This is a genomic window from Defluviicoccus vanus, assembly GCF_014672695.1.
GTDB lineage: Bacteria > Pseudomonadota > Alphaproteobacteria > Rhodospirillales > Defluviicoccaceae > Defluviicoccus > Defluviicoccus vanus.
In genome coordinates this window covers 156,311-175,179 of record NZ_CP053923.1, presented here as the reverse complement: position 1 = coordinate 175,179, position 18,869 = coordinate 156,311, and the positions used below count along the sequence as shown (strand labels likewise).

The 18,869-nt window shown below is 63.0% G+C and carries 21 protein-coding genes and 1 pseudogene; 13 read left to right on the top strand and 9 right to left on the bottom strand.

Translation table 11 applies throughout. From position 1 onward, the window contains the following. Positions 1–45: 45 nt before the first annotated feature. Entirely contained in the window at positions 46–972 is a 927-nt protein-coding gene (locus HQ394_RS00820; RefSeq protein WP_190261614.1) for a LysR family transcriptional regulator, read from the top strand. Positions 973–982: 10 nt separating this feature from the next. On the opposite strand, the gene HQ394_RS00815 is transcribed toward HQ394_RS00820, so the two are convergent. Together HQ394_RS00815 and HQ394_RS00810 are read right to left on the bottom strand one after the other, a co-directional pair. Beyond that, positions 983–1,627, bottom strand: a complete 645-nt coding sequence (locus HQ394_RS00815) for a redoxin domain-containing protein (RefSeq protein ID WP_190261613.1) — start codon at positions 1,625–1,627, stop codon at positions 983–985. Positions 1,628–1,728: 101 nt separating this feature from the next. Then, complete coding sequence (locus HQ394_RS00810) at positions 1,729–2,205, bottom strand: DoxX family protein (protein WP_190261612.1); 477 nt, start codon at positions 2,203–2,205, stop codon at positions 1,729–1,731. Between HQ394_RS00810 and HQ394_RS00805 the strand changes: the two genes are divergently transcribed. Further along, positions 2,204–2,803, top strand: coding sequence for a hypothetical protein (locus HQ394_RS00805; RefSeq protein WP_190261611.1), 600 nt, complete (start codon positions 2,204–2,206; stop codon positions 2,801–2,803). The genes HQ394_RS00810 and HQ394_RS00805 overlap by 2 nt on opposite strands. On the opposite strand, the pseudogene HQ394_RS20935 reads toward HQ394_RS00805, so the two are convergent. The 3 genes and pseudogenes from HQ394_RS20935 to HQ394_RS00790 all read right to left on the bottom strand — a co-directional run. Next, a pseudogene (locus HQ394_RS20935) lies at positions 2,783–2,986 on the bottom strand (HvfC/BufC family peptide modification chaperone); the annotation flags it as partial. The gene HQ394_RS00805 and the pseudogene HQ394_RS20935 sit on opposite strands and share 21 nt — an antisense overlap. Positions 2,987–3,001: 15 nt before the next feature. Next, the gene (gene bufB / locus HQ394_RS00795) at positions 3,002–3,874 is read right to left on the bottom strand and encodes an MNIO family bufferin maturase (protein WP_190261610.1); all 873 of its coding nucleotides are present in this window, start codon (positions 3,872–3,874) and stop codon (positions 3,002–3,004) included. A gap of 57 nt (positions 3,875–3,931) precedes the next feature. Beyond that, positions 3,932–4,213, bottom strand: coding sequence for a BufA1 family periplasmic bufferin-type metallophore (locus HQ394_RS00790; protein ID WP_190261609.1), 282 nt, complete (start codon positions 4,211–4,213; stop codon positions 3,932–3,934). A gap of 324 nt (positions 4,214–4,537) precedes the next feature. Here HQ394_RS00790 and HQ394_RS00785 point away from each other — a divergent pair, with 324 nt between their 5' ends. Both HQ394_RS00785 and HQ394_RS20930 read left to right on the top strand, forming a co-directional pair. Continuing rightward, complete coding sequence (locus HQ394_RS00785) at positions 4,538–5,428, top strand: SDR family oxidoreductase (RefSeq protein ID WP_223291755.1); 891 nt, start codon at positions 4,538–4,540, stop codon at positions 5,426–5,428. A 53-nt stretch (positions 5,429–5,481) separates the two neighbouring features. After that, complete coding sequence (locus tag HQ394_RS20930; RefSeq protein ID WP_190261608.1) at positions 5,482–8,196, top strand: MGH1-like glycoside hydrolase domain-containing protein; 2,715 nt, start codon at positions 5,482–5,484, stop codon at positions 8,194–8,196. Between the two features lie 123 nt (positions 8,197–8,319). On the opposite strand, the gene HQ394_RS00775 is transcribed toward HQ394_RS20930, so the two are convergent. Then, positions 8,320–8,484: a hypothetical protein gene (locus tag HQ394_RS00775; protein WP_190261607.1), complete on the bottom strand. Its 165-nt coding sequence runs from the start codon at positions 8,482–8,484 to the stop codon at positions 8,320–8,322. A 454-nt stretch (positions 8,485–8,938) separates the two neighbouring features. After that, positions 8,939–9,625, bottom strand: a complete 687-nt coding sequence (locus HQ394_RS00770; protein ID WP_456151467.1) for an SDR family oxidoreductase — start codon at positions 9,623–9,625, stop codon at positions 8,939–8,941. Here HQ394_RS00770 and HQ394_RS00765 point away from each other — a divergent pair. The 5 genes from HQ394_RS00765 to HQ394_RS00745 all read left to right on the top strand — a co-directional run bounded on the left by HQ394_RS00765 (position 9,600) and on the right by HQ394_RS00745 (position 13,420). Beyond that, positions 9,600–9,827, top strand: a complete 228-nt coding sequence (locus tag HQ394_RS00765; protein WP_407644726.1) for a LysR substrate-binding domain-containing protein — start codon at positions 9,600–9,602, stop codon at positions 9,825–9,827. The genes HQ394_RS00770 and HQ394_RS00765 overlap by 26 nt on opposite strands. Before the next feature lie 179 nt (positions 9,828–10,006). Next, positions 10,007–11,119 carry an ELM1/GtrOC1 family putative glycosyltransferase gene (locus HQ394_RS00760; RefSeq protein ID WP_190261604.1) on the top strand — a complete coding sequence of 371 codons (1,113 nt, stop codon included), beginning with the start codon at positions 10,007–10,009 and terminating at the stop codon, positions 11,117–11,119. Positions 11,120–11,224: 105 nt separating this feature from the next. After that, a complete protein-coding gene (locus tag HQ394_RS00755; protein ID WP_190261603.1) occupies positions 11,225–12,352 on the top strand; it encodes a two-component system sensor histidine kinase NtrB in 1,128 nt (375 codons plus the stop codon). A 222-nt stretch (positions 12,353–12,574) separates the two neighbouring features. Beyond that, positions 12,575–12,784 (top strand): hypothetical protein, encoded by a 210-nt coding sequence (locus HQ394_RS00750; protein ID WP_190261602.1) that lies wholly within the window; start codon positions 12,575–12,577, stop codon positions 12,782–12,784. Between the two features lie 210 nt (positions 12,785–12,994). Beyond that, positions 12,995–13,420 carry a hypothetical protein gene (locus tag HQ394_RS00745; RefSeq protein ID WP_190261601.1) on the top strand — a complete coding sequence of 142 codons (426 nt, stop codon included), beginning with the start codon at positions 12,995–12,997 and terminating at the stop codon, positions 13,418–13,420. A 121-nt stretch (positions 13,421–13,541) separates the two neighbouring features. Here HQ394_RS00745 and HQ394_RS00740 read toward each other — a convergent pair whose 3' ends face one another. Then, complete coding sequence (locus HQ394_RS00740) at positions 13,542–14,585, bottom strand: chorismate transformation enzyme, FkbO/Hyg5 family (protein ID WP_190261600.1); 1,044 nt, start codon at positions 14,583–14,585, stop codon at positions 13,542–13,544. A 15-nt stretch (positions 14,586–14,600) separates the two neighbouring features. Beyond that, positions 14,601–15,908: an NAD(P)/FAD-dependent oxidoreductase gene (locus HQ394_RS00735; protein WP_263053756.1), complete on the bottom strand. Its 1,308-nt coding sequence runs from the start codon at positions 15,906–15,908 to the stop codon at positions 14,601–14,603. Between the two features lie 196 nt (positions 15,909–16,104). Between HQ394_RS00735 and HQ394_RS00730 the strand changes: the two genes are divergently transcribed. The 4 genes from HQ394_RS00730 to HQ394_RS00715 all read left to right on the top strand — a co-directional run bounded on the left by HQ394_RS00730 (position 16,105) and on the right by HQ394_RS00715 (position 18,857). Further along, positions 16,105–16,377, top strand: coding sequence for a phosphopantetheine-binding protein (locus tag HQ394_RS00730; RefSeq protein WP_190261598.1), 273 nt, complete (start codon positions 16,105–16,107; stop codon positions 16,375–16,377). Positions 16,378–16,441: 64 nt separating this feature from the next. Continuing rightward, on the top strand, positions 16,442–17,398 hold the full coding sequence (locus HQ394_RS00725) for an LpxL/LpxP family acyltransferase (RefSeq protein WP_190261597.1): 957 nt from the start codon (positions 16,442–16,444) through the stop codon (positions 17,396–17,398). Next, complete coding sequence (locus tag HQ394_RS00720) at positions 17,395–18,066, top strand: YdcF family protein (RefSeq protein ID WP_190261596.1); 672 nt, start codon at positions 17,395–17,397, stop codon at positions 18,064–18,066. Before HQ394_RS00725 ends, HQ394_RS00720 begins: the two co-directional genes overlap by 4 nt. Beyond that, positions 17,964–18,857 carry a beta-ketoacyl synthase chain length factor gene (locus tag HQ394_RS00715; protein WP_456151466.1) on the top strand — a complete coding sequence of 298 codons (894 nt, stop codon included), beginning with the start codon at positions 17,964–17,966 and terminating at the stop codon, positions 18,855–18,857. Before HQ394_RS00720 ends, HQ394_RS00715 begins: the two co-directional genes overlap by 103 nt. The last annotated feature ends 12 nt before the right edge of the window (positions 18,858–18,869 follow it).

Genomic DNA, 18,869 nt, shown 5'->3' with positions numbered 1-18,869 from the left:
AATAAGCATTACACAGCGGTCGGCTATTTGTCTCGCGGGGCCAGCATGGAATTCTATCAGGTCAAGTACTTCCTAGCGCTGTGCGAAACGTTGAATTTTACCCGTGCAGCCGAGAAGTGCAATGTCAGCCAGCCCAGCCTGACCCGAGCCATTCAGGGTCTGGAGGGGGAATTGGGCGGGCCGCTGTTTCACCGCGAACGGCAACGAACGCATCTCACCGAGCTGGGGCGGCTGATGCAGCCCTACTTCACGCAGATGTACGAACAATCGCAGGCGGCGCGCACGCTGGCGAAGAGCTTCGTCAAGCTGGAAGATGCGACGCTGAAGATTGGCGTCATGTGCACGATTAGCCCGGCGATGCTGTGGGAGCTGATCGCCTTGTTCCAAGAACGGCACCCGGGGGTCGAGGTGGAGGTTCTTGACAGTGCGGGGCATGCACTCAACGATATGCTGCTCGCGGGCGACATCGAGGTGGCGATCTATGGCCTGCCGGAGGGAATCGACGAGCGATTCCATGCAATGGCACTGTTCCGCGAACGCTTCGTCATTGCCGTCGCACCGACGCACCGCTTTGCCACGCAGGACGCGGTATACTGCAAGGATTTGCATCAGGAACGCTACGTCAACCGGGCTAACTGCGAGTTCCTCCTGCACGCACGCAATATCCTGCGGGAAATGGGCGTGCAGGTGAACATGGTGCTACGGAGCGATCGCGACGATTGGGTTCAGGCAATGATTCTCGCCGGTCTCGGCTTCGGCTTCTTTCCGGAGTATTGCGTCACCATGCCGGGACTCGTGACCAAGCCACTCATCGAACCGGAGATCACCCGAACCATTTGCCTCGTTTCCGTCCGCGGCCGCCCCCATTCGCCGGCGGTCGGCGCCTTCGTCCGCCAGGTCCGCAGCCACTCCTGGCCGGAAGGGGGAATATCGCTGCCGCCAAAAGCGGCAGAGAGGCTACCGCCCGGTTGATGTGGCGGACTCAGCGGCGGCTGCTGAGCGGCGACAGCGCGCGCAGCAGGTCGGCGATGCGGACGCGATGGCGCAGATCGGCTTCGAGCACCGCGTATTCGGCGACCCCGTCGCTGTCGATGACGTAGGTCGCCGGCAAAACGAAGAGATGGTCGGGCGGCAGTGCCGCCGGCGGCAGACCGAGGCGCAGGCACCAGCGATCGCTCGGTTCCGGTGGTTGATAGGTCAGCCCGAACAGCTGCGCCACATGGTTGCCGGCATCGTGGCCGATGGGAAAGGCGATGTGCAGCGCTTCGGACGTGGCACGGGCAGCGGCCGGCAGGGCAGCGGACAACACTGCGAGGTGGGCGCCGGTGGCCTCGATCGCCGGCAACGCCTCCTGCAGCTGCGTTAGGGCGCGGCAGGCGTCCGCAATGTCGAGGCTGAGTGCGAAGAGCAGGACCAGTGGTCCGCGGTCGAGCAATCCTTGCAGCTCGATCGTCCCGCCATGGCAGTCCGGTACGGTAAAATCAGGGACCATTTCCCCCATCTGCACCGCCTGGGTGAAGATGCCGGCTTCGGTCAGCCAGGTGAGCGCGTGCGCCAGTTCGGCATCGCGAGCTGCCGCGGCCGGATCGCCGGGAGCACCAAAACCCGATGCGCATTGCCTAGCCATTCCGCATCCTCCCGAACGCAGCAAGGTCCATGAATCGGTCGCAAAACACGGGTGTCCGGCGGGACTTTGCCGGACACCCGCCAATGGTTCAGGCCAATTGATCAGGCTGTCCGCTGGGAGAACCAGCGCGCGATCAGATGATCAACGGATATTGCCCCCGCCCCTCGCATCACCAGGTAAAGCAGGATCGACGCCCACAAGATGTGATCCGGCCAATTCTCCGGATAAACGAACAGCTGAATCACCGTCGTCATGCCGAGCAGCGCTGCGGCGGCGGGGCGCGTCAGCAAGCCCAGCACCAGCAGCACCGGAGCACCCAGTTCGAGGGTTGCCGCCAGGTAAGCACCGAGTTCGGCCGGAATGAAGGGCAGCATGTACTCCATGTCGAACAGCGCCACCGTCGCGTCCCAGCTGGCGATTTTGGTCAGCCCTGAACGGAAGAAGACGGTGGCGACGGCAACGCGGAACGCGAGGCTGAGAAGCGAGGTGGGAAACCGCTCCAGCACGGCTATGGCAGCCGGAATAAGACCCTCGGTTTGCGACGCACGGCTGAAATGGGGCGACGAAGCTGCAAACATGGTTAAGCCTCCAGGTCATGCATGGGGGCGAGATATCGACAACGACCCCCTGGTTGAGCAAAGCCGCCGCCAGGGTGGCAGCGGCATCGAACGACGGATCCAGCGCGACCGCCTTACGTGCGGCCTCGGCGAAGGAAGCATCTGCCAACAGTGCTGTGACGAACACGAACGCGCCCGGCGGCAGCTGCAACCAACCCACATCCTCACCGGCGCGAAAGATCAGCAACCGGCAAAGGCACGGTGCCTCGCCTGCGTGATCCATCGCCTCGTCCCCAGACAGCGTCTCGCCCGCAAGCACAGCGTTGCGAATGCGGTCGACGGGGAAGCTGGAGACGAGCGCGGCGCAAGACGGATGCAGACGCACAACCGCCCTCGTGAGCGCCGCAGCGTCGAGTTGCGCCAGCCTTTCACCGGCGATCGGCGTCGCGTCCGGCGCGTGCACCGCCGCATTGAGCGCCCAATCCAGCCGTGCCAGATCGGCGAGGTAGGGCCAGGCGGCGAGTGGTGGCAACTGGGCAAGAAACGTCGGAAAAGCGGCCCCGTAGGCGGTGAGACTGGGTTGCGTCGGTGGCTGGGTGAGGATGAATCCTCGTGCTGAGGCGCGGAAATGGTTCTCACCGACCGCAGCCAAGGTTGCCGGAAAGGCTGATGCCAGCACGTCGATCAGCGTCACGCGGTAATGGTTATGATAGATTCGGAGCCTGGCAGAGGCGCCTGGAGCATCGGCGATCACCGCTGCGGCCGCGTCCTCGCACTGACCGCTGATTACGGCGCGCGCCATCGCCTGTTGCNNAGATCATGCAGCGTAGGCATCGCTCACCTCGCGCAAAATCTGTCGCTGCATGCGTTCGGCGGTCGCGGCTTCGGCGAGCAGCACGTCGAAGGTGGGCAGGTTGCTGTCCCATTCGACCAGCGGCGCCGCCTGCGGGAAGCGGCGAACCGCCGCCGCGAACAGGGACCAGACCGGGGGAGCGACGGCGCTGCCATGGTCGTCGATCAGGATGATCGTCCCGTCGGCATCGTTGACCGCGTGGCCGGCAAGGTGAATCTCTTCAACGGCTGCTGGCGGCAGCGCNGCGTCGAGATAGTCAAGCGGATCGCCGCCGACGTTGTGGCAGCTGACGACGATGTTGTTGACGTCGCAGAGCAGACCGCAGCCGGTTCGCGCGACCAGGGCGGCCAGGAACTCCGCTTCGCCGAGGGAGGAGGAAGCGAAGCGGAGATAGCTCGACGGGTTCTCGATCAGCACCCGCCGGCGGAGCCGGTCCTGCAACCGCGCCACGTTGCTGGCGACGACGGCAAAACTCTCCTCGGTATAGGGCAGCGGCAACAGATCATTGAGATAGACGCCGCCCGTCACGCTCCAGGCGAGATGCTCGGAGACAAGGGCCGGTTCGATGCGTTGGCAGAGATCGGCCAGCCGTCCGAGATGGCGATCGTCGAGCCCGGTCGCACTGCCAAGCGACAGGCCGACGCCGTGCAGGCTGATCGGCCAGTCTCGGCGCAAGGTCTGCAACTGTGCTGGCAGTTCACCGCCACCGAGGTAGTTTTCGGGATGAACCTCGAACCAGCCGATGGCCGGACGAGTGGCAACGATGACGCGATAGTGAGGCGTTCGGAAGCCGACTCCAACGCTGGGCGTCACACTGGGAAGGAATGAGCTGGCCATCGGCGTGCCTCCCGTCATCGCTGTTCTCGTCCGGCAAGCGGTCGGTTGGCGGAGGACCTACGACTTCTTCGGTTCGGTGCTGCCGCCGACGATCTTGTCGCAGCTGCCCGCTGGCAAATAGATCCAGGCGTCACCCTGCTGGTCGTGCTTCACCGTGCCGGCACAGGACGAGCCCATGGTCTGGCAGTCGTTCTTGCCCGACTTCACCACGCCAAAGCACTTCTCGAACTTGAAGCTCGGCTGCGGTGCCGGTCCGCTCTGGGCGAAACTGGAGCTAATCACCGAAACCGCCATCAGGCCGGTAAACGCTGAAGCCAGGGCCACCTTGGTTGCGCTCATCGAACTCTCTCCTAGGTTTGAAAGGCTCATTGGTCCGTTGCCGGTCGGCATTGCATCCGTCGCTGCCGGATCGATCACCAACCGAAGTGCTGACAGCATCCTGCGAATGCGTCGCAAACGGAAATGCCGCCCGTCTATGGTTTCGATAGCCAGCCTTCATCGGCTGTGGCTCTTCGATAGACACCGATCATGAAAATGAAAGGCAGGCGCTATTGGCGCTGCGATGCGTCCCGCGGCAATGATGACCGGAGTAAGGCCTGCAGCGGGCGGCGATCCTGGCCGCAGCGACAGGTTAGCGACTATCCGCAACAGGAGACCTTTGCCATGGCTCCCGATTATTCCGAACAGGACGTAGACGTCGCCGCCTTTCACGATCCGGGTCTGCCGCCAGTGGTCATGCCCGCCTGCCCGATCGAGCAAAAGCTACGAGGACAGACGGCGCTGGTGACAGGTGCCAGTTCAGGCATCGGCAAGGGGATCGCGATCGGCCTCGGTCACGCCGGGGCGAATGTGGTCGTCAACTACATCCGCGATCAGGACGAGGCCGAAGCCATCGTTGCCGACGTCCAACGATGTGGTGCCAAAGCGTACGCCCATCAGGCCGACATCTCAGACGAACGCCAGGTCGAGGAGATGTTCCAACGTATGCTGGATGAATTCGGCACCGTTGACATTCTGGTCAATAACGCCGGCCTGCAGCAGGATGCGCCGCTGGACGAGATGACGTTGACGCAGTGGAACAAGGTGATTTCGGTGAACCTCACCGGTCAGTTCCTCTGTGCGCGGGAAGCGGTGCGCGAGTTCAAGCGTCGCGGCGTGCGCCCGGAGGTCTCCTGTTCTGCCGGCAAGATCCTCTGCGTCAGCTCGGTACATGACGTCATTCCCTGGGCCGGACACGTCAACTACGCCGCATCCAAGGGTGGCGTATCGATGCTGATGAAGTCGATCGCCCAGGAGGTGGCGCCTTACCGGATCCGCGTCAATGCGATCTCGCCAGGTGCCGTCCGCACCCCGATCAACATGCAGGCGTGGAGTACGCCTGAGGCTTATGCCGAATTGATGAAGCTCGTCCCCTATAAGCGGATCGGCGAAGTGGACGACATCGCCCGTGCCACGGTCTGGCTCGCATCGGACGACTCCGACTATGTCACCGGCGCTACCATCTACATCGATGGCGGCATGACTCTTTATCCGGGGTTCGAAACCGGCGGCTAGAGCCGGTCCGGATCGCGGGATAATGGTCAGGTGGTAAATACAGGAGACGTCGGATGCGCGAGGAGAGGTTAATCAATGCCGAGCGGTTGCGCCTTGAGCGGCTGCGCGAGGGGGACGAAGCCTGGCACCTCTGGGGTCCCTATCTGTCGGAACGGGCCTGGGGCACGGTCCGCGAGGACTATAGCGCCGACGGCAATGCCTGGGACGCCCTGCCGCACGATCAGGCGCGCTCGCGTGCCTATCGCTGGAGCGAAGACGGCCTTGCCGGTGTCTGTGACGAGCAACAGCGCCTGTGCTTTGCGCTGGCACTGTGGAACGGCCACGATCCGATCCTCAAGGAGCGCGCCTTCGGCCTCACCGGCACCCAGGGCAATCGTGGCGAGGACGTCAAGGAGTACTATTTCTATCTCGACGCAACGCCGACGCACAGTTTCCTGCGCTATCTCTACAAGTACCCGCAAGCGCGGTATCCCTACCAATGGCTGCTCGAGGAGAACCGACGGCGCAGCCGCACCGATCCACCCTTCGGTCTGCTCGATACCGGCGCCTTCGCCGAGGATCGCTATTTCGATGTGGACGTGAGCTACGCCAAGGCGTCGCCCACCGAGCTTCACATCCGCATCGTCGCCAGCAACCGCGGCCCGGAGGCCGCCGAACTGCATCTGCTGCCGACGCTCTGGTTCCGCAACACCTGGAGCTGGGGCGCCAACGGCTCCCGGCCGACCATCCAGCTGGCACCGCAATCGACGGCAGCTCCGAAAGCGTCCGCATGGTCGGTGGTGGCGGAGCATCCCGAACTGGGGCGCTATCACCTTTACGGTCGGCAGCCGGCACAGCCGCTGTTCACCGAAAACGAGACCAATTCCCGGCTGCTGTGGGGCGATGCTGAGGGTTCCGCCTACGTCAAGGACGCTTTCCATCGGCTGGTGGTCGACGCAGAGAACTGCGCGGTTAATCCCGAGCAGACGGGCAGCAAGTTTGCCGCCTGGCACCGCCATACCCTACCCGCGGGTCAATCGGTGACCATCGACCTGGTGCTTTCCGCTGCACCGCTGGAGGCACCGTTCGCCCGCAGCGAGGTGATCTTTGCCTCCTGCAGAGCCGATGCCAACGAGTTCTATGACGACCTACTGCCCGAGGCGACACCCGAGGACCAACGGATTCTTCGTCAGGCGCTGGCGGGGATGATCTGGTCGAAGCAGTTCTTCCATTACGACGTGCTGCAGTGGCTGCGTGGCGACACGCTGCCGCCGCCAGCCGAACGCTGGCGCGCTCGCAACAGCCAATGGCGTCACTTCAAGGCAGCCGACGTGATCTCGATGCCGGACACCTGGGAGTATCCCTGGTTTGCCGCCTGGGATCTCGCCTTTCATTGCGCGGCGCTTTCACTTGTCGATGTGGATTTCGCCAAGCAGCAGATCGAAGTGATGCTGCGCGATGACATTCTGCATCCAAACGGCCAGATTCCCGCCTACGAATGGAACTTCGGCGACGTCAACCCGCCGGTGCATGCCATGGGTGCACTGAAGGTGTTTCGTGCCGAGCGGGTGCAGCGGGGCGAAGCAGACTTCGCGTTCCTTGAGCGCGTCTTTCACAAGCTGCTGCTCAATTATGCCTGGTGGATCAACCGCAAGGACGTTAACGGGCAGAACGTCTTCGAAGGCGGCTTCCTCGGTCTCGACAACATCTCGGTCTTTGACCGCTCGCAGCCGCTGCCCTTCGGTTACAGCCTGAAGCAGGCCGACGCCACCGGCTGGATGGCGATGTTCTCGCTGCATATGACTGTCATCGCGCTTGAGCTTGCGACCCGCGACCCGGCCTACGAAAACATCGCCCTGCAAACCTACGAACAGTTCTTCGCCATCGCCAACGCCATCAACGGCAAGGATAATTGCGGCGTCTCGTTGTGGGATGACGAAGCCGGCTTCTTCAAGGACCTGATCCTGACGCCCGACGGCCATTACCAGCGCATCGACGTCTACTCCATGGTCGGCCTCATTCCGCTGTTCGCTACCGAAATCGTCGATCAACGGCTGCTTGCCAACGCCCCGCGCTTTCGCGAACGGCTCCACCGTCACAAGGGCGGCCTGTTTCAAGGCACCTACGTCTGTGCCTGCCCGGACTGGGAGAACCACCGTGGCGAACATCTGCTGGCACTCGTTGACCACACCATGCTGCCGCGACTGCTGGAGCGACTGCTCGACGAGGAGCAGTTCCTCTCCCCCTATGGCATCCGCAGCGTCAGCAAGGTGCACGCGACGAACAAGGATCTTGGGGTATTGCCCGGCATCGGTGAGGCGATGATCGAATATGCGCCAGGTGAATCACCGTCGTCGCTGTTTGGCGGCAACTCCAACTGGCGGGGACCGATCTGGCTGCCGGTGAACTATCTGCTGATCCAGGCAATCGAAAAATTTCACCGCTTTCTCGGCGACGGCTTCACTTGCAGTGTCCCCTGCCTCGACGGCAAGCAGTTGACACTAAACGAAATTGCGACGCTGGTTGCCGACCGTGTGGTCGATATCTATCGCCGTGACGGCNACCCCTATCCGCCGGCGCTGCAGGCGCAACCGCCCTTCCAAACCAGCGTCCACTGGCAGGACCTGCTGCAGTTCTATGAGTATTTTCATGCCGATACCGGCCAGGGCCTGGGAGCAGCGCATCAAACCGGCTGGACGGGCCTGATTGCCAACCTCGTGCTGCGTCACTACCGCCAGCATATTCCCGCGTACTGGAGCCGCCAGCGCGCACATGATGCGGATGGCTGAGCGGCATGACGGCGGGGGTCCGCCCACCTTCCGGCAGCAAATGCGAGCCGCCGCAGATGAAGAAACCGGCGCGCCGAACACCGGTCGTAACGCAGGCACTCTCCTAGCGGTGGCGTGTTGCCCTTAAGTATGTGGCAGTTCGGTGCGTTTGCTACGCAAGCCGACCAAGGTGCCGATCTCTTCGTCCGTGAGGTCGGCCAACTCGCCCAACAGCGTCCGCCCCCACTCCTCGGGCCTCTCCCACTGGTGATCGTAGAGTACCCGGCCTATCTCCATAAGGTCTGCCATGGATGGCTCCGGTCTAACAGTTCTGACACATCGAGCAGGTCCGAAAGCGCACCCCTACGCTCCTCCTGCCGGCCCCAGTTCCCCCTTGCATGCCGACGCATAGTCTTTGTTGTCGGCTTGCTGCCGGAATAGACCTCCATGCGCCGAACGCAAAGCGACGGCTGACTTGATTCCGACCTAACCCTTTGACTTGGCTTCATCATCGCCGAAGCCGATAGCTTGCGAATGCTGCGCTCAGCTTGCCATGCGGTCAAGGATCGGCCGCTGGCCGAAGCGCGCTGCAGCCGGGCAGCGATCGCTAACTCACACGGGACTCTAGCTTATTTGCGCCTATCGCAGGATGGTTGAATGATGGGAATCCCGGGGAAAACCACTGCTTTCGCGCTCAGTTGCAGGTGAATCGCCGCAACAATCGCGAATCTGGGCATCCAGCAATGGCCACATCGGCTGCGGCCTACTTCGAAGTGTAGCCTCCGTTAACGAGAATTGTCTGGCCGGTCATCCACCAGCCGTCCGAGACAAGAAAGCGAATGAAGGGCACGATATCGCAAAGGTCGGTGAGACCGGTCTTCGAGAACGCCGAAAGTGCGGCCGCGGTCTTGTGGTAGGCCACAGCATCCTCGCCTTCAGCGGGATAAAAGAACGGGGTGTCCATCGGGCCGGGACCGATCGCGTTCACTGAGATTCCCCGCTCGCCGAACTCCTTCGAGACAGCACGCGTGAAATGCTCAACCGGCGCCTTGGTCCCCGCATAGGCGGCGTAGAATGGCGTGTAGGCACCGAGCAACGAGGTAACGACGGTCAAGATCTTGCCATGGTCGGTGACATGCCGTCCCGCCTCTTTGAGGAAGAAGAAAGCAGACTTGGCGTTGACAGCGCTCATGTCGTCATATTCGGCTTCCGTGATCTCAAGGAAAGGCTTCTTCAACACCTTGCCAACGGTATTCAGCGCGACATCCGGGCGACCGATGGCGGCAATCGTGTCAATGAACAGCTCCTCCACGGCAGTTGCTGAGGTCAAATCCGCCTGAAACGCGACGGCTTGTGCGCCCGCATCTTTGATCGCCGCGACCGTCTCGTCGGCATGCACCTTGGTTGAACCGCTATTGTAATGGATCGAAGGCGGGGAGCGACACTCCATGCCCCTGCGTAGCCGCATTACGGCAAACAGCGCCGAAGTCTACATTGCCTGCTGCCTCGCCGGGCTTGGCATGATCCAAATCCCGGCCTACGACGTGAAGCGGCAATTGGATGCCGGCTTGTTGATCGAGGTCATGCCCGACCATCGAGCCGAATCAATGCCAATGACGCTCTTGTATCCGCATCGTCAGCATTTATCCTGACGCCTGCAGGTTTTTGCCGACTGGCTGGCGAGCCTGCTGCGGCGGGATCTCTTATCCTAAGAGATGATGCTGACGCCGCATTGTCGATCGTCTGCGATCGGATTTGCGTCCTCTGCGTAATGCCCCTAGTTTCTTAAGCCCTTATCGTTCCAGCCTTCGCCACGCGAGGCCCTCTGCCCGTGACCAACGAACCTTCGACGCCCCCTTCCAATTCACCACGAACCTGGCTCGTCATCGGCGACAAGCTCGGTGATAACGCACAGGTTCAGGCGTTGGCTGCGGCGCTCGGCTGGCCCTGCGAGACGCGGCGTCTCGTCTTTCGGCCGCAATACGTTAAGGGCAAGCCCACCTTTCGCGCGTCGCTGCACCACCTGAACCTGTCAGCATCCGATCCGCTGCAGCCGCCGTGGCCAGAGCTGATCCTGACCATCGGCCGGCGGCCATCAATGGCCGCCTTGTGGATCAAGGAACAGGCGCAGGGCCGGGTGAAAATCGTCCTCATCGGCCGGCCGCGCCGGCTTTGGGAACGCTTCGACCTGGTGGTGGCGTCGAGCCAGTATCGGGTACCGGATCGGCCGAATCTGCTGCGCCTGTCGCTGCCGCTGCTGCAGGTGGACGAGGCAGCCATCGCCAGCGCCGCCGCCGCCTGGACCGAGCGACTGGCGCCGCTGCCGCGCCCGCTGACCGCGGTCCTGGTTGGTGGCCCCACCGGACCGTTCCTCTTCGATGCCGCTGTCACCCGTGATTTTCTCACCGCGATCGAGCGAACCACCGGAGGCGCCGGCACGCTGTTCGTCACCACCAGTCGCCGGACGCCCGCTGACGTGATCGCCGCCCTGGAACAGCACCTGCCGAGCACGGCTGTGCTCTACCATTGGTGCGAAGGCGATACCGACAATCCCTACAAGGCACTGCTCGGGCTGGCGGATCAGTTCGTCGTCACCGGGGATAGCGCCTCGATGCTGGTGGAGGTCGCCCGCCTGAGCAAACCGCTGGCGATTTTCCCACTGCCGGAGCGCTCATCCTTCTCGCTCGCTTGGCGTCGCCGCCTTTCTGAGCTCCTGCAGCCACCCGCCGACCGGCAACCGCGCTCGAAAGTACTCGCGACGATCGGCGGCTGGCTTTTTGATCGTGGTGTGGTCCTGTCCTCGCGCGAATTCGAAGTCCTCTATCGGGTTCTCACCGAACGCGGCTTGGCAACGATGCTGGGCAATCCTTTCCCCAGGCGATCGGATTCGGCGCTGAACGAGTTGCCGGCAGTGGTGGCACGGATACACTCCATCCTGACGTAGCCCTCCGGCGCTGGTTGCCGGCTGCGGCACCGCTTGCAAGTCGCTACGCCAGAAGGAAAGATCGAAGCTCGACACTNNCTGCTCCAGCCACAGGCGGACCATTCGGTGCAGCGGAACCCGCACTTCGATCTGCTTGACGCCATCCCCCTGCCGATCGCCTGCCTCGATCCTGCGGGACGATTGCAGTCGATCAACGCGGCATTCGTCACCTGGTTTGACTGCCAGGCGGCGACGATACAGGGGCAACCGCTCTGCGAGGTCTTGGGCGACGCTGCCTACGCGGCCATCGTTGCGCCGCTTCGGCAGGCGCTGGCGGGGAACAGAGCATTTTCAGCGGTTNCCCTCGTCGATCGCAGCACAAACGAGCGTCGGGTGCGGGTCAACTTCATTCCGTATCGTCTCGCCACCGACGAGGTCTCTGGCGTGGTTATGCTGTTGGAGCCGCACCCTCAGCCGGCACCGCCGACAACGGTGGCAGCGACGGCAGACCCGACGACGGCGCAACTGCTGCGGATGCGGGCGCTGGGTGACATGACGATCGCACTGGCGCATGAACTGAGCCAACCCCTCTCCGCCACGCTGGCCTATATCCAGGGATCACTGCGGCAGCTGCGTGATGCGTCGGCGGCGCCGGCCCAACTGGTCGCCAGCCTGGAGCGGGCGGCGGCGGAAGCGCGCCGCGCGGCGGATCTCGTCGGTTATATCCGCCGTTTCGCCCGCGGCGACAAGCCAGCCCGGCGTCCGGTGTACCTGCAGTTGCTGCTGGCGGAGACGGCACAGCGGATGCGGGCAGCGTCCGAGGCACGTGATATCGCATTTTCGCTCGCCCTGGCGGCCGACCTTCCTGCGGTCAACGCCGAGCCGATCGCCATCGAGCAGGTGGTCCTTAGCCTCCTGCACAACAGTGTCGAAGCCTTGATCAACGCCGCCGGCGGGGCGCCGCACGAAATCCGGCTGACGGCCAGGCGCATTGAGGAAAGCATGATCGAGATCGCCATCAGTGACACCGGCCCCGGCATTGCCCAACAGGTGGCGGCGCACCTGTTCGAGCCCTTCGCCAGTAGCAAGCCAGACGGGGTTGGCCTCGGTCTTGCTATCTGTCGAACGATCATCCGCGAGCACGGCGGCGAGCTTTGGTGCGAATGCGAGCCGCAGTCGGGGACGACTTTCCTGTTTACCCTGCCGACGGGAACAAGCGACAGCGAGGAAGCGAGGAACGCAACAACCGACTGATAGAGTTGGCGCAAATCGATCGGCAGATCGCACGCGCACCAGCTCCGCGCCCCCTCGGAGGCACGTGCAATGCGCAATATCATTGCCATACCCATAATTTCCTTGTAACAATAGGTGTTGCCAGCACGCAAGAGTCAAGAAGGCTGGTCAGGCGCTGATCTACACGGCGTGACAGGGTAAATGGGCTAACGAAGTGACACTGGGAGGCAAAATAATAAAAACATGCGTGGCAAATGGATTGAGCGAGGGTCGGAGCCGTCCCTGCGCGAGTTGATGGATGATCCGCTGACTCAGGCGGTCATGCGACGCGACGGGTTGACGGCCGAAGAGATATGGATGGCCATTCGCGACGCCCAGCGCAAGCTGGCGGCGCCGGGTTCGAGCGAGGTGCACGCGGGCGTGGTCCGCAGCGAGCGCCGGAAGCTCCTGTAGATCGCAGGCGGTCGTTCGGCTTCAGTTGCTCCTGGGCAAGTGCTGTGCCGACCGTAAATGTATGGTGATTGGCTGTTTGCAGCCCGGTATGCTGCTTGGCGGCGGGATATGCTTACGATACCGTCGCTTTAGCCGGCACATCGGGGCCTGCTTCCAAGCCCGCCAGTGAAACGGGCGGTCAGCACAACCAGAACCGAGCGCACGTTCCTGATGACAGTGATTTACGTAGCCAAGAGTGCGTCCTTACAGACCTGGGCGAGCGACGTCGGGCTGACCAAACATATCTACAAAGTGGGCGTGAGCGACGAAGCGGCGGCGGCGGCAGTGGTCACGCTGAACGCCGCCCGGCACGCCGGGCGGACGGACTGGACTCTCGTCAAGGCGCAGGACGTCGCCGACCTTGACGAAGAAGATGCGCTGAGCCGCCTTGGCCGCAAGGAGACGCGGGTCGATCCGCTCTATTACCCGCAGCTGAAAGGCGCCGGCGGCATTTTCAAGCTGAAGCCTGCCAACGCCGAGAACCACTTTATCATCGAGAGTGCGCTGGCCGGTCGCCAACGCAAGGCCAAGCGACTGACCCCGGCCGAGATCGGCCTCTATCTGATCCGCAACGCCCTCGCCGGCGACGAACGGTAACCAGCATGTGCGGGCGCTATACCCAGTTCGCCCGGTGATCGGAACTGGTGCCGGTGTACTCTCCCCCACCGGGCGATGCCGCTTTACATGCCACCGCGTCACCCCTGGCATAGACGTGCCCTCAATCGCTGATGGCGAGGCCTTCGATCTCCAGCAGCAGCTCGGTGCGGCAGATGTCGCCCTGTAACACCAGAACCGGCGTCTCCGGGCCAAATTTAGCTGCGATGCGCGCACGGATCAGCTCCAGCGGCGCCACCACCCGGGAGTACACCCGCAACACCGCAAAGCGAAACGCCCTCCCCGTCCGCGCGTCGGCGTTGGCAAGCAGCGCCTGCAGATTGACCAGTGTCTCTTCCAACTGGCGGGTGTAGTCGCGGTGATGGCGGCTGGAATGGCCGACGATGCTGGCGGTACCGGATACGTAAAGGTGCGCCCCGGCGGCTCCCCAATCCTTGAAAATCGAGCGCGAGAAGGACGGGCTGCGTGGCCCGTACACAGGCGGATAGTGAAATGCGCTCAACTGTCGCGGGTTTTCGATCTGCCGCCCCTGCTGCCGCAGCAGCAAGCCAAAGACCTGCAGCCCCGAATTGCGCGAACCGATGGCCGATGCCGCCGGCAGGTTGGTCTCGACCGCCGCAAAGTGTTCGGTGAAGGCCAGGTGCCGCCCGCGACAGAATGCACGATAGCGCTCCAGGCCAGACTCCATCCGGTGGATCGCCGGAAAGAAGTTCCATAACCGCGCGAGGATAGGAAAACCGCTGGCGCTGGCCGCGGCGCCAAGGGCGCGATAGGCGGCGCTGGTCGCCGTCTCCAGTCCCAGACCGCCACAACTGTCGTCGACGCAGAGCGAGGCAAACGCCACGTCGTCGCCACAGGCGAGTTGCACGTCGCCGACCATCATCCGTTCAACCGGACGCGCACTGCGCCAGACCTCGACCACGTCACCGTCACCCAGGACGGGAAGCGGCACGACGATCTCCCATGGCCTCGCCGCCCTCGCCTCCGGCCCGACCCCTGGTACGGCCGTTGGCCCGAAGTGCACGCATGCCAGCAGCCGCTCCGGGGCCAACTGCGCCGCCTCCGCCGGCCGCAGGTAGGCAACGCGAAAGGGCGGTGACGCCGCGTCGCCTGGACCGGGCAGTGATGATCGGCAGGGCTCGCTCAAGGGGCCATGCTCCGGCTAGTCGTTCAACGCGCGTTGGTCCTCCGGCAACGTCCCGCCGCGGAACTCGATGCCGACGTTGCGCTTGCGGCGACGGTATGATTGCCAGGCACGCGACCCATTGCGTGCAAAGGTCAGGTAAAAGATGGCCCGGAAGAGTGCCAGCGGCACGCCGAAACGGTTGCTGCCGAACAGGTCACCGGCAAGGATCGAGGTGACCGCCTGCTGCAGGCCAAAAATCGGCCGCGGCGCCATGAACAGGCTCTGCATCGCCGGGGACGTAAAGCGATAGATGAACCAGGACACGGTACGAATCCCTCGCCGCATCCGCTGCTGATACTGCTCGAACAGCTGCCGCGACGATGCCGGGTCGCGGAGATGCGCGTCCACCGCGTCCGCGCCGATCAGGGCGCCGGTCATCGCCAGCATCACGCCGGTGGAAAACACCGGGTCGATAAAGGCAAAGGCATCGCCAACAAGAATGAAGTCATCGCCGTACATTCGCTCAGAGGTATAAGAATAATTTCCGGTCGCGCGCACCTTATCCACCAGCTGCGCCGTCTGCATCCTCTCGGCGACACGCGGGCAGAGGCGGATCGTCTGCCACAGAAAATCCTCCGGGCTGGTGGTACGCGTCTTCAGGTATTCAGGCCAGCACACCGCGCCGACGCTCATGACCCCGTCGCGCAGCGGAATCATCCAGAACCAGCCGTGCTCGAACCAATAGATGCTGATGTTGCCTTCGTCGCGACCAGGCCGCCGCAGCACCTTGGCGAAGTGGCCGAACAAGGCGGCGCTCTGGTGCTCGTTGTTTTTCCGTTTCAAGCGCAGCTTGCGCGCCAGGACCGTATCGCGGCCCGAGGCATCGATGATGAAACGGGTTTCCCAGTTGCGGGCTACGCCCTTGTCATCGACCGCCGCCACCAGATGCGTCTGCCCGGGTCTGAAGGTCACATCGCGGACGCGGACCCCTTCGTGTGCATCGACGCCTTTGCTCACACAGTTGCGGAACAGGATTTCGTCGAATTCGGACCGGCGCACCTGAAACGCATAGGGGTGGGTGCGGTCGAAGGCGTTGCTGAAATAAAAGGGCTGACAAGGTTGATCGGAGTGTCCGGGGGTAAATTCGGCCGCATACTTGATCATACCGATATTGCGGACGGCTTCGAGTACGCCCAGTCGCTGCAGAATGGGCAGATTCATCGGCAACAGCGACTCGCCAATATGGAAACGGGGGTGATGGTCCTGCTCAAGCAGCGTGATCCGCCAACCTTTTTCTTTCAGCAGCGTGGCGATGGTGGTACCAGCGGGACCACCTCCGATCACCAAAGCGTCGCTGCAGTCATCTGGGGATGAAGGGAATTGCGTCTCTGAGTTCATAAACCACCTGAAATTCGGACAGGCGAACCAGTCATGCGCGGACTTCGAGCGACGGCGTCACGGGATCGTCGCCGAGGCGTCCGCTGCTGTTTCTGCCACAGCAAGAACGGCACCGCCGCCAGCCGTCCATAGAGGAAAACAAATGTCAGGTCTAACGCCGTTTGAATTGGAAGTTGCGAGGTTGATTGTCCAGGCGCTGGAGTTGGAGGACGTGGCTCCGGAGGATATTGATCCTGACGCTCCTCTATTTGGCGAAGGCCTTGGATTGGATTCCCTCGATGCCCTGGAAATAGCCCTGGCGGTCTCCAAGACCTACGGCTTTCAGTTGCGCTCCGACGATGCCGATAATACCCGGATCTTTGCATCGTTGCGGTCGCTAAGCGCACATATCGGAGAGAACCGCACCAAGGGGTGACGGTTATTTGTGCAGCTTCGGGCAGCGAGATCCGCGCAACCGCCGTTGTGAGAACGATCGTAGCATGAGCCTGGCCTGGGTCCATCTGCCGGAACGCGGATCAGCCCGCGCCCTGGAAGCGATTCACTGGGTGGGACGCGTCATCGGGCGACCCGCTGGCCGGCTGCTGCTGTATCCCATCGCCTTGTACTTTCTCCTGACCGCACAGCGGCCGCGGCGGGCGTCACGCGCGTTTCTGCGGCGTGCCCTGCAGCGCGAGCCAAGCGTGCTTGATCTATTTCGCCACTTCCACTGCTTCGCCGCGACCATCCTCGACCGGACCTTCCTCCTCCACGGCCAGGTCGAGAAGTTCGATATCCGAATTCATAACGGCCAGTTGATCGGCGATCAGGTGCGCAGTGGCGATGGCTGCATCCTGCTGGGTTCGCACCTCGGAAGCTTCGAGGCGCTCAGAGTTCTCGGGATCACAGAGCGTCACTTCCCATTGAAAGTGCTGATGAACGTTGATCACAATCCGGCGATCACCCGCTTCCTCAATGCCCTTAATCCGGAGATTGCTGCCACTATCATTCCCATTCGCGGCCCCGGCACATTGATCGCGGTGAAGGAATGGCTTGACCAGGGCTACCTGATTGGAACGCTTGGCGATCGGGTTGTCGCCGAAGAACGGGCAACCCGCTGCCGCTTCTTCGGCGAAGAGGCCGGGTTTCCCCTGGGGCCGTTCCAGGTGGCGGCGATGGTCCGCTGTCCGGTGATCCTGGCCTTTGCGCTCTACCGCGGCGGCAATCGCTATGACGTGCACTTCGAACGCCTTGCCGACAGCATCCCAGCCGCCGACCGGCGCCGGCCTGACGCCCTCGGCCGCTGGGCGCAACACTACGCCGATCGCCTGGAGGCCCACGCCCGCTCGGCTCCGTACAACTGGTTCAACTTCTATGACTTCTGGGCCGACAACAAGGATGATACCCAGGCGTCGGCACTCGCGCGCCCGCTCTCTGCCACCACGAGCCGCCAGCCATGAGGCAAGACCTGCGGGAGATCATCGGCATCGATGGCTTGGTCACGCTTATCCTGTCCAACATTCTCATTCTGGCGACGGCTGGCATCAGCTGGCTGTGGCAACTTGGCTGTGTCCACCGGGTTGCGCGCACCGCACCTGACACGGCGTCGGCGTCAGAACTGGCAATGGTGCTCGGTTTTCGCTTAAGGCATAATAACGTGTGTCCTGAGTACGCCCAGCGCCTCGATCGCGCCCGCGCCCTGCTCCACAGCAGAAGTGTGCAACGTGTGGTTATCGTTGGTGGGCGAACCGGCCGCAGCGCTGCCAGCGAAGCGGCGGTCGGCAAACAGTTCCTCGTCGCGCGCGGCATAGCGGAAAGCGCGATCCTGCTGGAAGAGAGTTCGCGTCATACGCTGGAAAATCTGCGGCATGCGCGGGCGAGGTTGCGGCTGGACAATGACGCGGCTTTTGTCCTGATCACCAGCCGCTATCATCTGGCGCGCAGCCTAGCACTGGCCTCGGGATTGAGTTTGCGGCCGCTCCCCTGCGCTGCCGAGGCGCGACTGGCGTACAATCCGCTGACGCTATGGAAGCTGGCCAGAGAGGCGTATTTTCTGCATTGGTATTATGTTGGCAGAACTTGGTCGCGATGGACAGGCAATCGCAAGAGTCTGGCACGCATCACCTGATTCTCTCGGCGTCGCCGGCGCGTCGACCGTGGCCAGAAACGCCGCCGCTGCAACTGGCAGGGATCGGCCTGCTTGCTCCGGGCTTCGCCAGCTGGACGGAGGCGACGAGCATCCTGACTGGCATGAGCCCCTATCGTGATCGAGGCATGCCGCCCTTTGAACGGCTGCGACTTTCTCCGAACGCTGCGCGGCGGTTTTCCTTGTCGATGCGCATCGCGCTCGAGGTGGCGGAGGAGGCCCTGGCCCGAGCGACCACGCCACGCAGCAACCTCGCCGGGGTGTTCGCCTGCTCCGGCGGCAACGCCGAAAGCCTGCACAAGGTGCTACAGGCGCTGGTCGAGAACGCTGCATCACCCAACCAATTCGCCCAGATGGGTCACCATGCCGCGGCCGGCAGTTGGTCGATCGTCAACGGCTCCCTCGCCCCCACTAGCAGTCTCGGCGCCTGGGATGGTTCTTTCGCCGCCGGCTTGCTGGAAGCCGACTGCCAGGCGCGGGCGGAGCAGCAGCCGATCCTCTTTGTCGCCCACGACGTGCCGCCGCCGCCGGCCTTCCGTGCCGCACGCGCCGTCACATCGGCCTTTGCCGTGGCGTTGCTTCTCGCTTCCGACCACAGTTCGTCCGCGGGAGGACAGTTGCGACTGCGCCTCACGCCGGGCGACGGTGAAAGCCGGATGAACAACCCGGCGNCTAGAGGCATTGCGGTTGCACAATCCGGCTGCCCGGGCGTTGCCTTTGCTGCGTCTGATCGCTTGCAAAGAAAGCGGACAGGTGCTCCTGCCTTATCATGACACCCTGCGATT

Excerpts from the sequence above, each read along its gene's own strand:
- HQ394_RS00820 (WP_190261614.1), top strand. The coding sequence starts at position 46 with ATGGAATTCTATCAGGTCAAGTACTTCCTAGCGCTGTGCGAAACGTTG.
- HQ394_RS00815 (WP_190261613.1), bottom strand. The coding sequence starts at position 1,627 with ATGGCTAGGCAATGCGCATCGGGTTTTGGTGCTCCCGGCGATCCGGCC.
- HQ394_RS00805 (WP_190261611.1), top strand. The coding sequence starts at position 2,204 with ATGGTTAAGCCTCCAGGTCATGCATGGGGGCGAGATATCGACAACGAC.
- HQ394_RS00810 (WP_190261612.1), bottom strand. The coding sequence starts at position 2,205 with ATGTTTGCAGCTTCGTCGCCCCATTTCAGCCGTGCGTCGCAAACCGAG.
- HQ394_RS00790 (WP_190261609.1), bottom strand. The coding sequence starts at position 4,213 with ATGAGCGCAACCAAGGTGGCCCTGGCTTCAGCGTTTACCGGCCTGATG.
- HQ394_RS00785 (WP_223291755.1), top strand. The coding sequence starts at position 4,538 with ATGGCTCCCGATTATTCCGAACAGGACGTAGACGTCGCCGCCTTTCAC.
- HQ394_RS00775 (WP_190261607.1), bottom strand. The coding sequence starts at position 8,484 with ATGGCAGACCTTATGGAGATAGGCCGGGTACTCTACGATCACCAGTGG.
- HQ394_RS00770 (WP_456151467.1), bottom strand. The coding sequence starts at position 9,625 with ATGGAGTGTCGCTCCCCGCCTTCGATCCATTACAATAGCGGTTCAACC.
- HQ394_RS00750 (WP_190261602.1), top strand. The coding sequence starts at position 12,575 with ATGCGTGGCAAATGGATTGAGCGAGGGTCGGAGCCGTCCCTGCGCGAG.
- HQ394_RS00745 (WP_190261601.1), top strand. The coding sequence starts at position 12,995 with ATGACAGTGATTTACGTAGCCAAGAGTGCGTCCTTACAGACCTGGGCG.
- HQ394_RS00730 (WP_190261598.1), top strand. The coding sequence starts at position 16,105 with ATGTCAGGTCTAACGCCGTTTGAATTGGAAGTTGCGAGGTTGATTGTC.
- HQ394_RS00725 (WP_190261597.1), top strand. The coding sequence starts at position 16,442 with ATGAGCCTGGCCTGGGTCCATCTGCCGGAACGCGGATCAGCCCGCGCC.
- HQ394_RS00720 (WP_190261596.1), top strand. The coding sequence starts at position 17,395 with ATGAGGCAAGACCTGCGGGAGATCATCGGCATCGATGGCTTGGTCACG.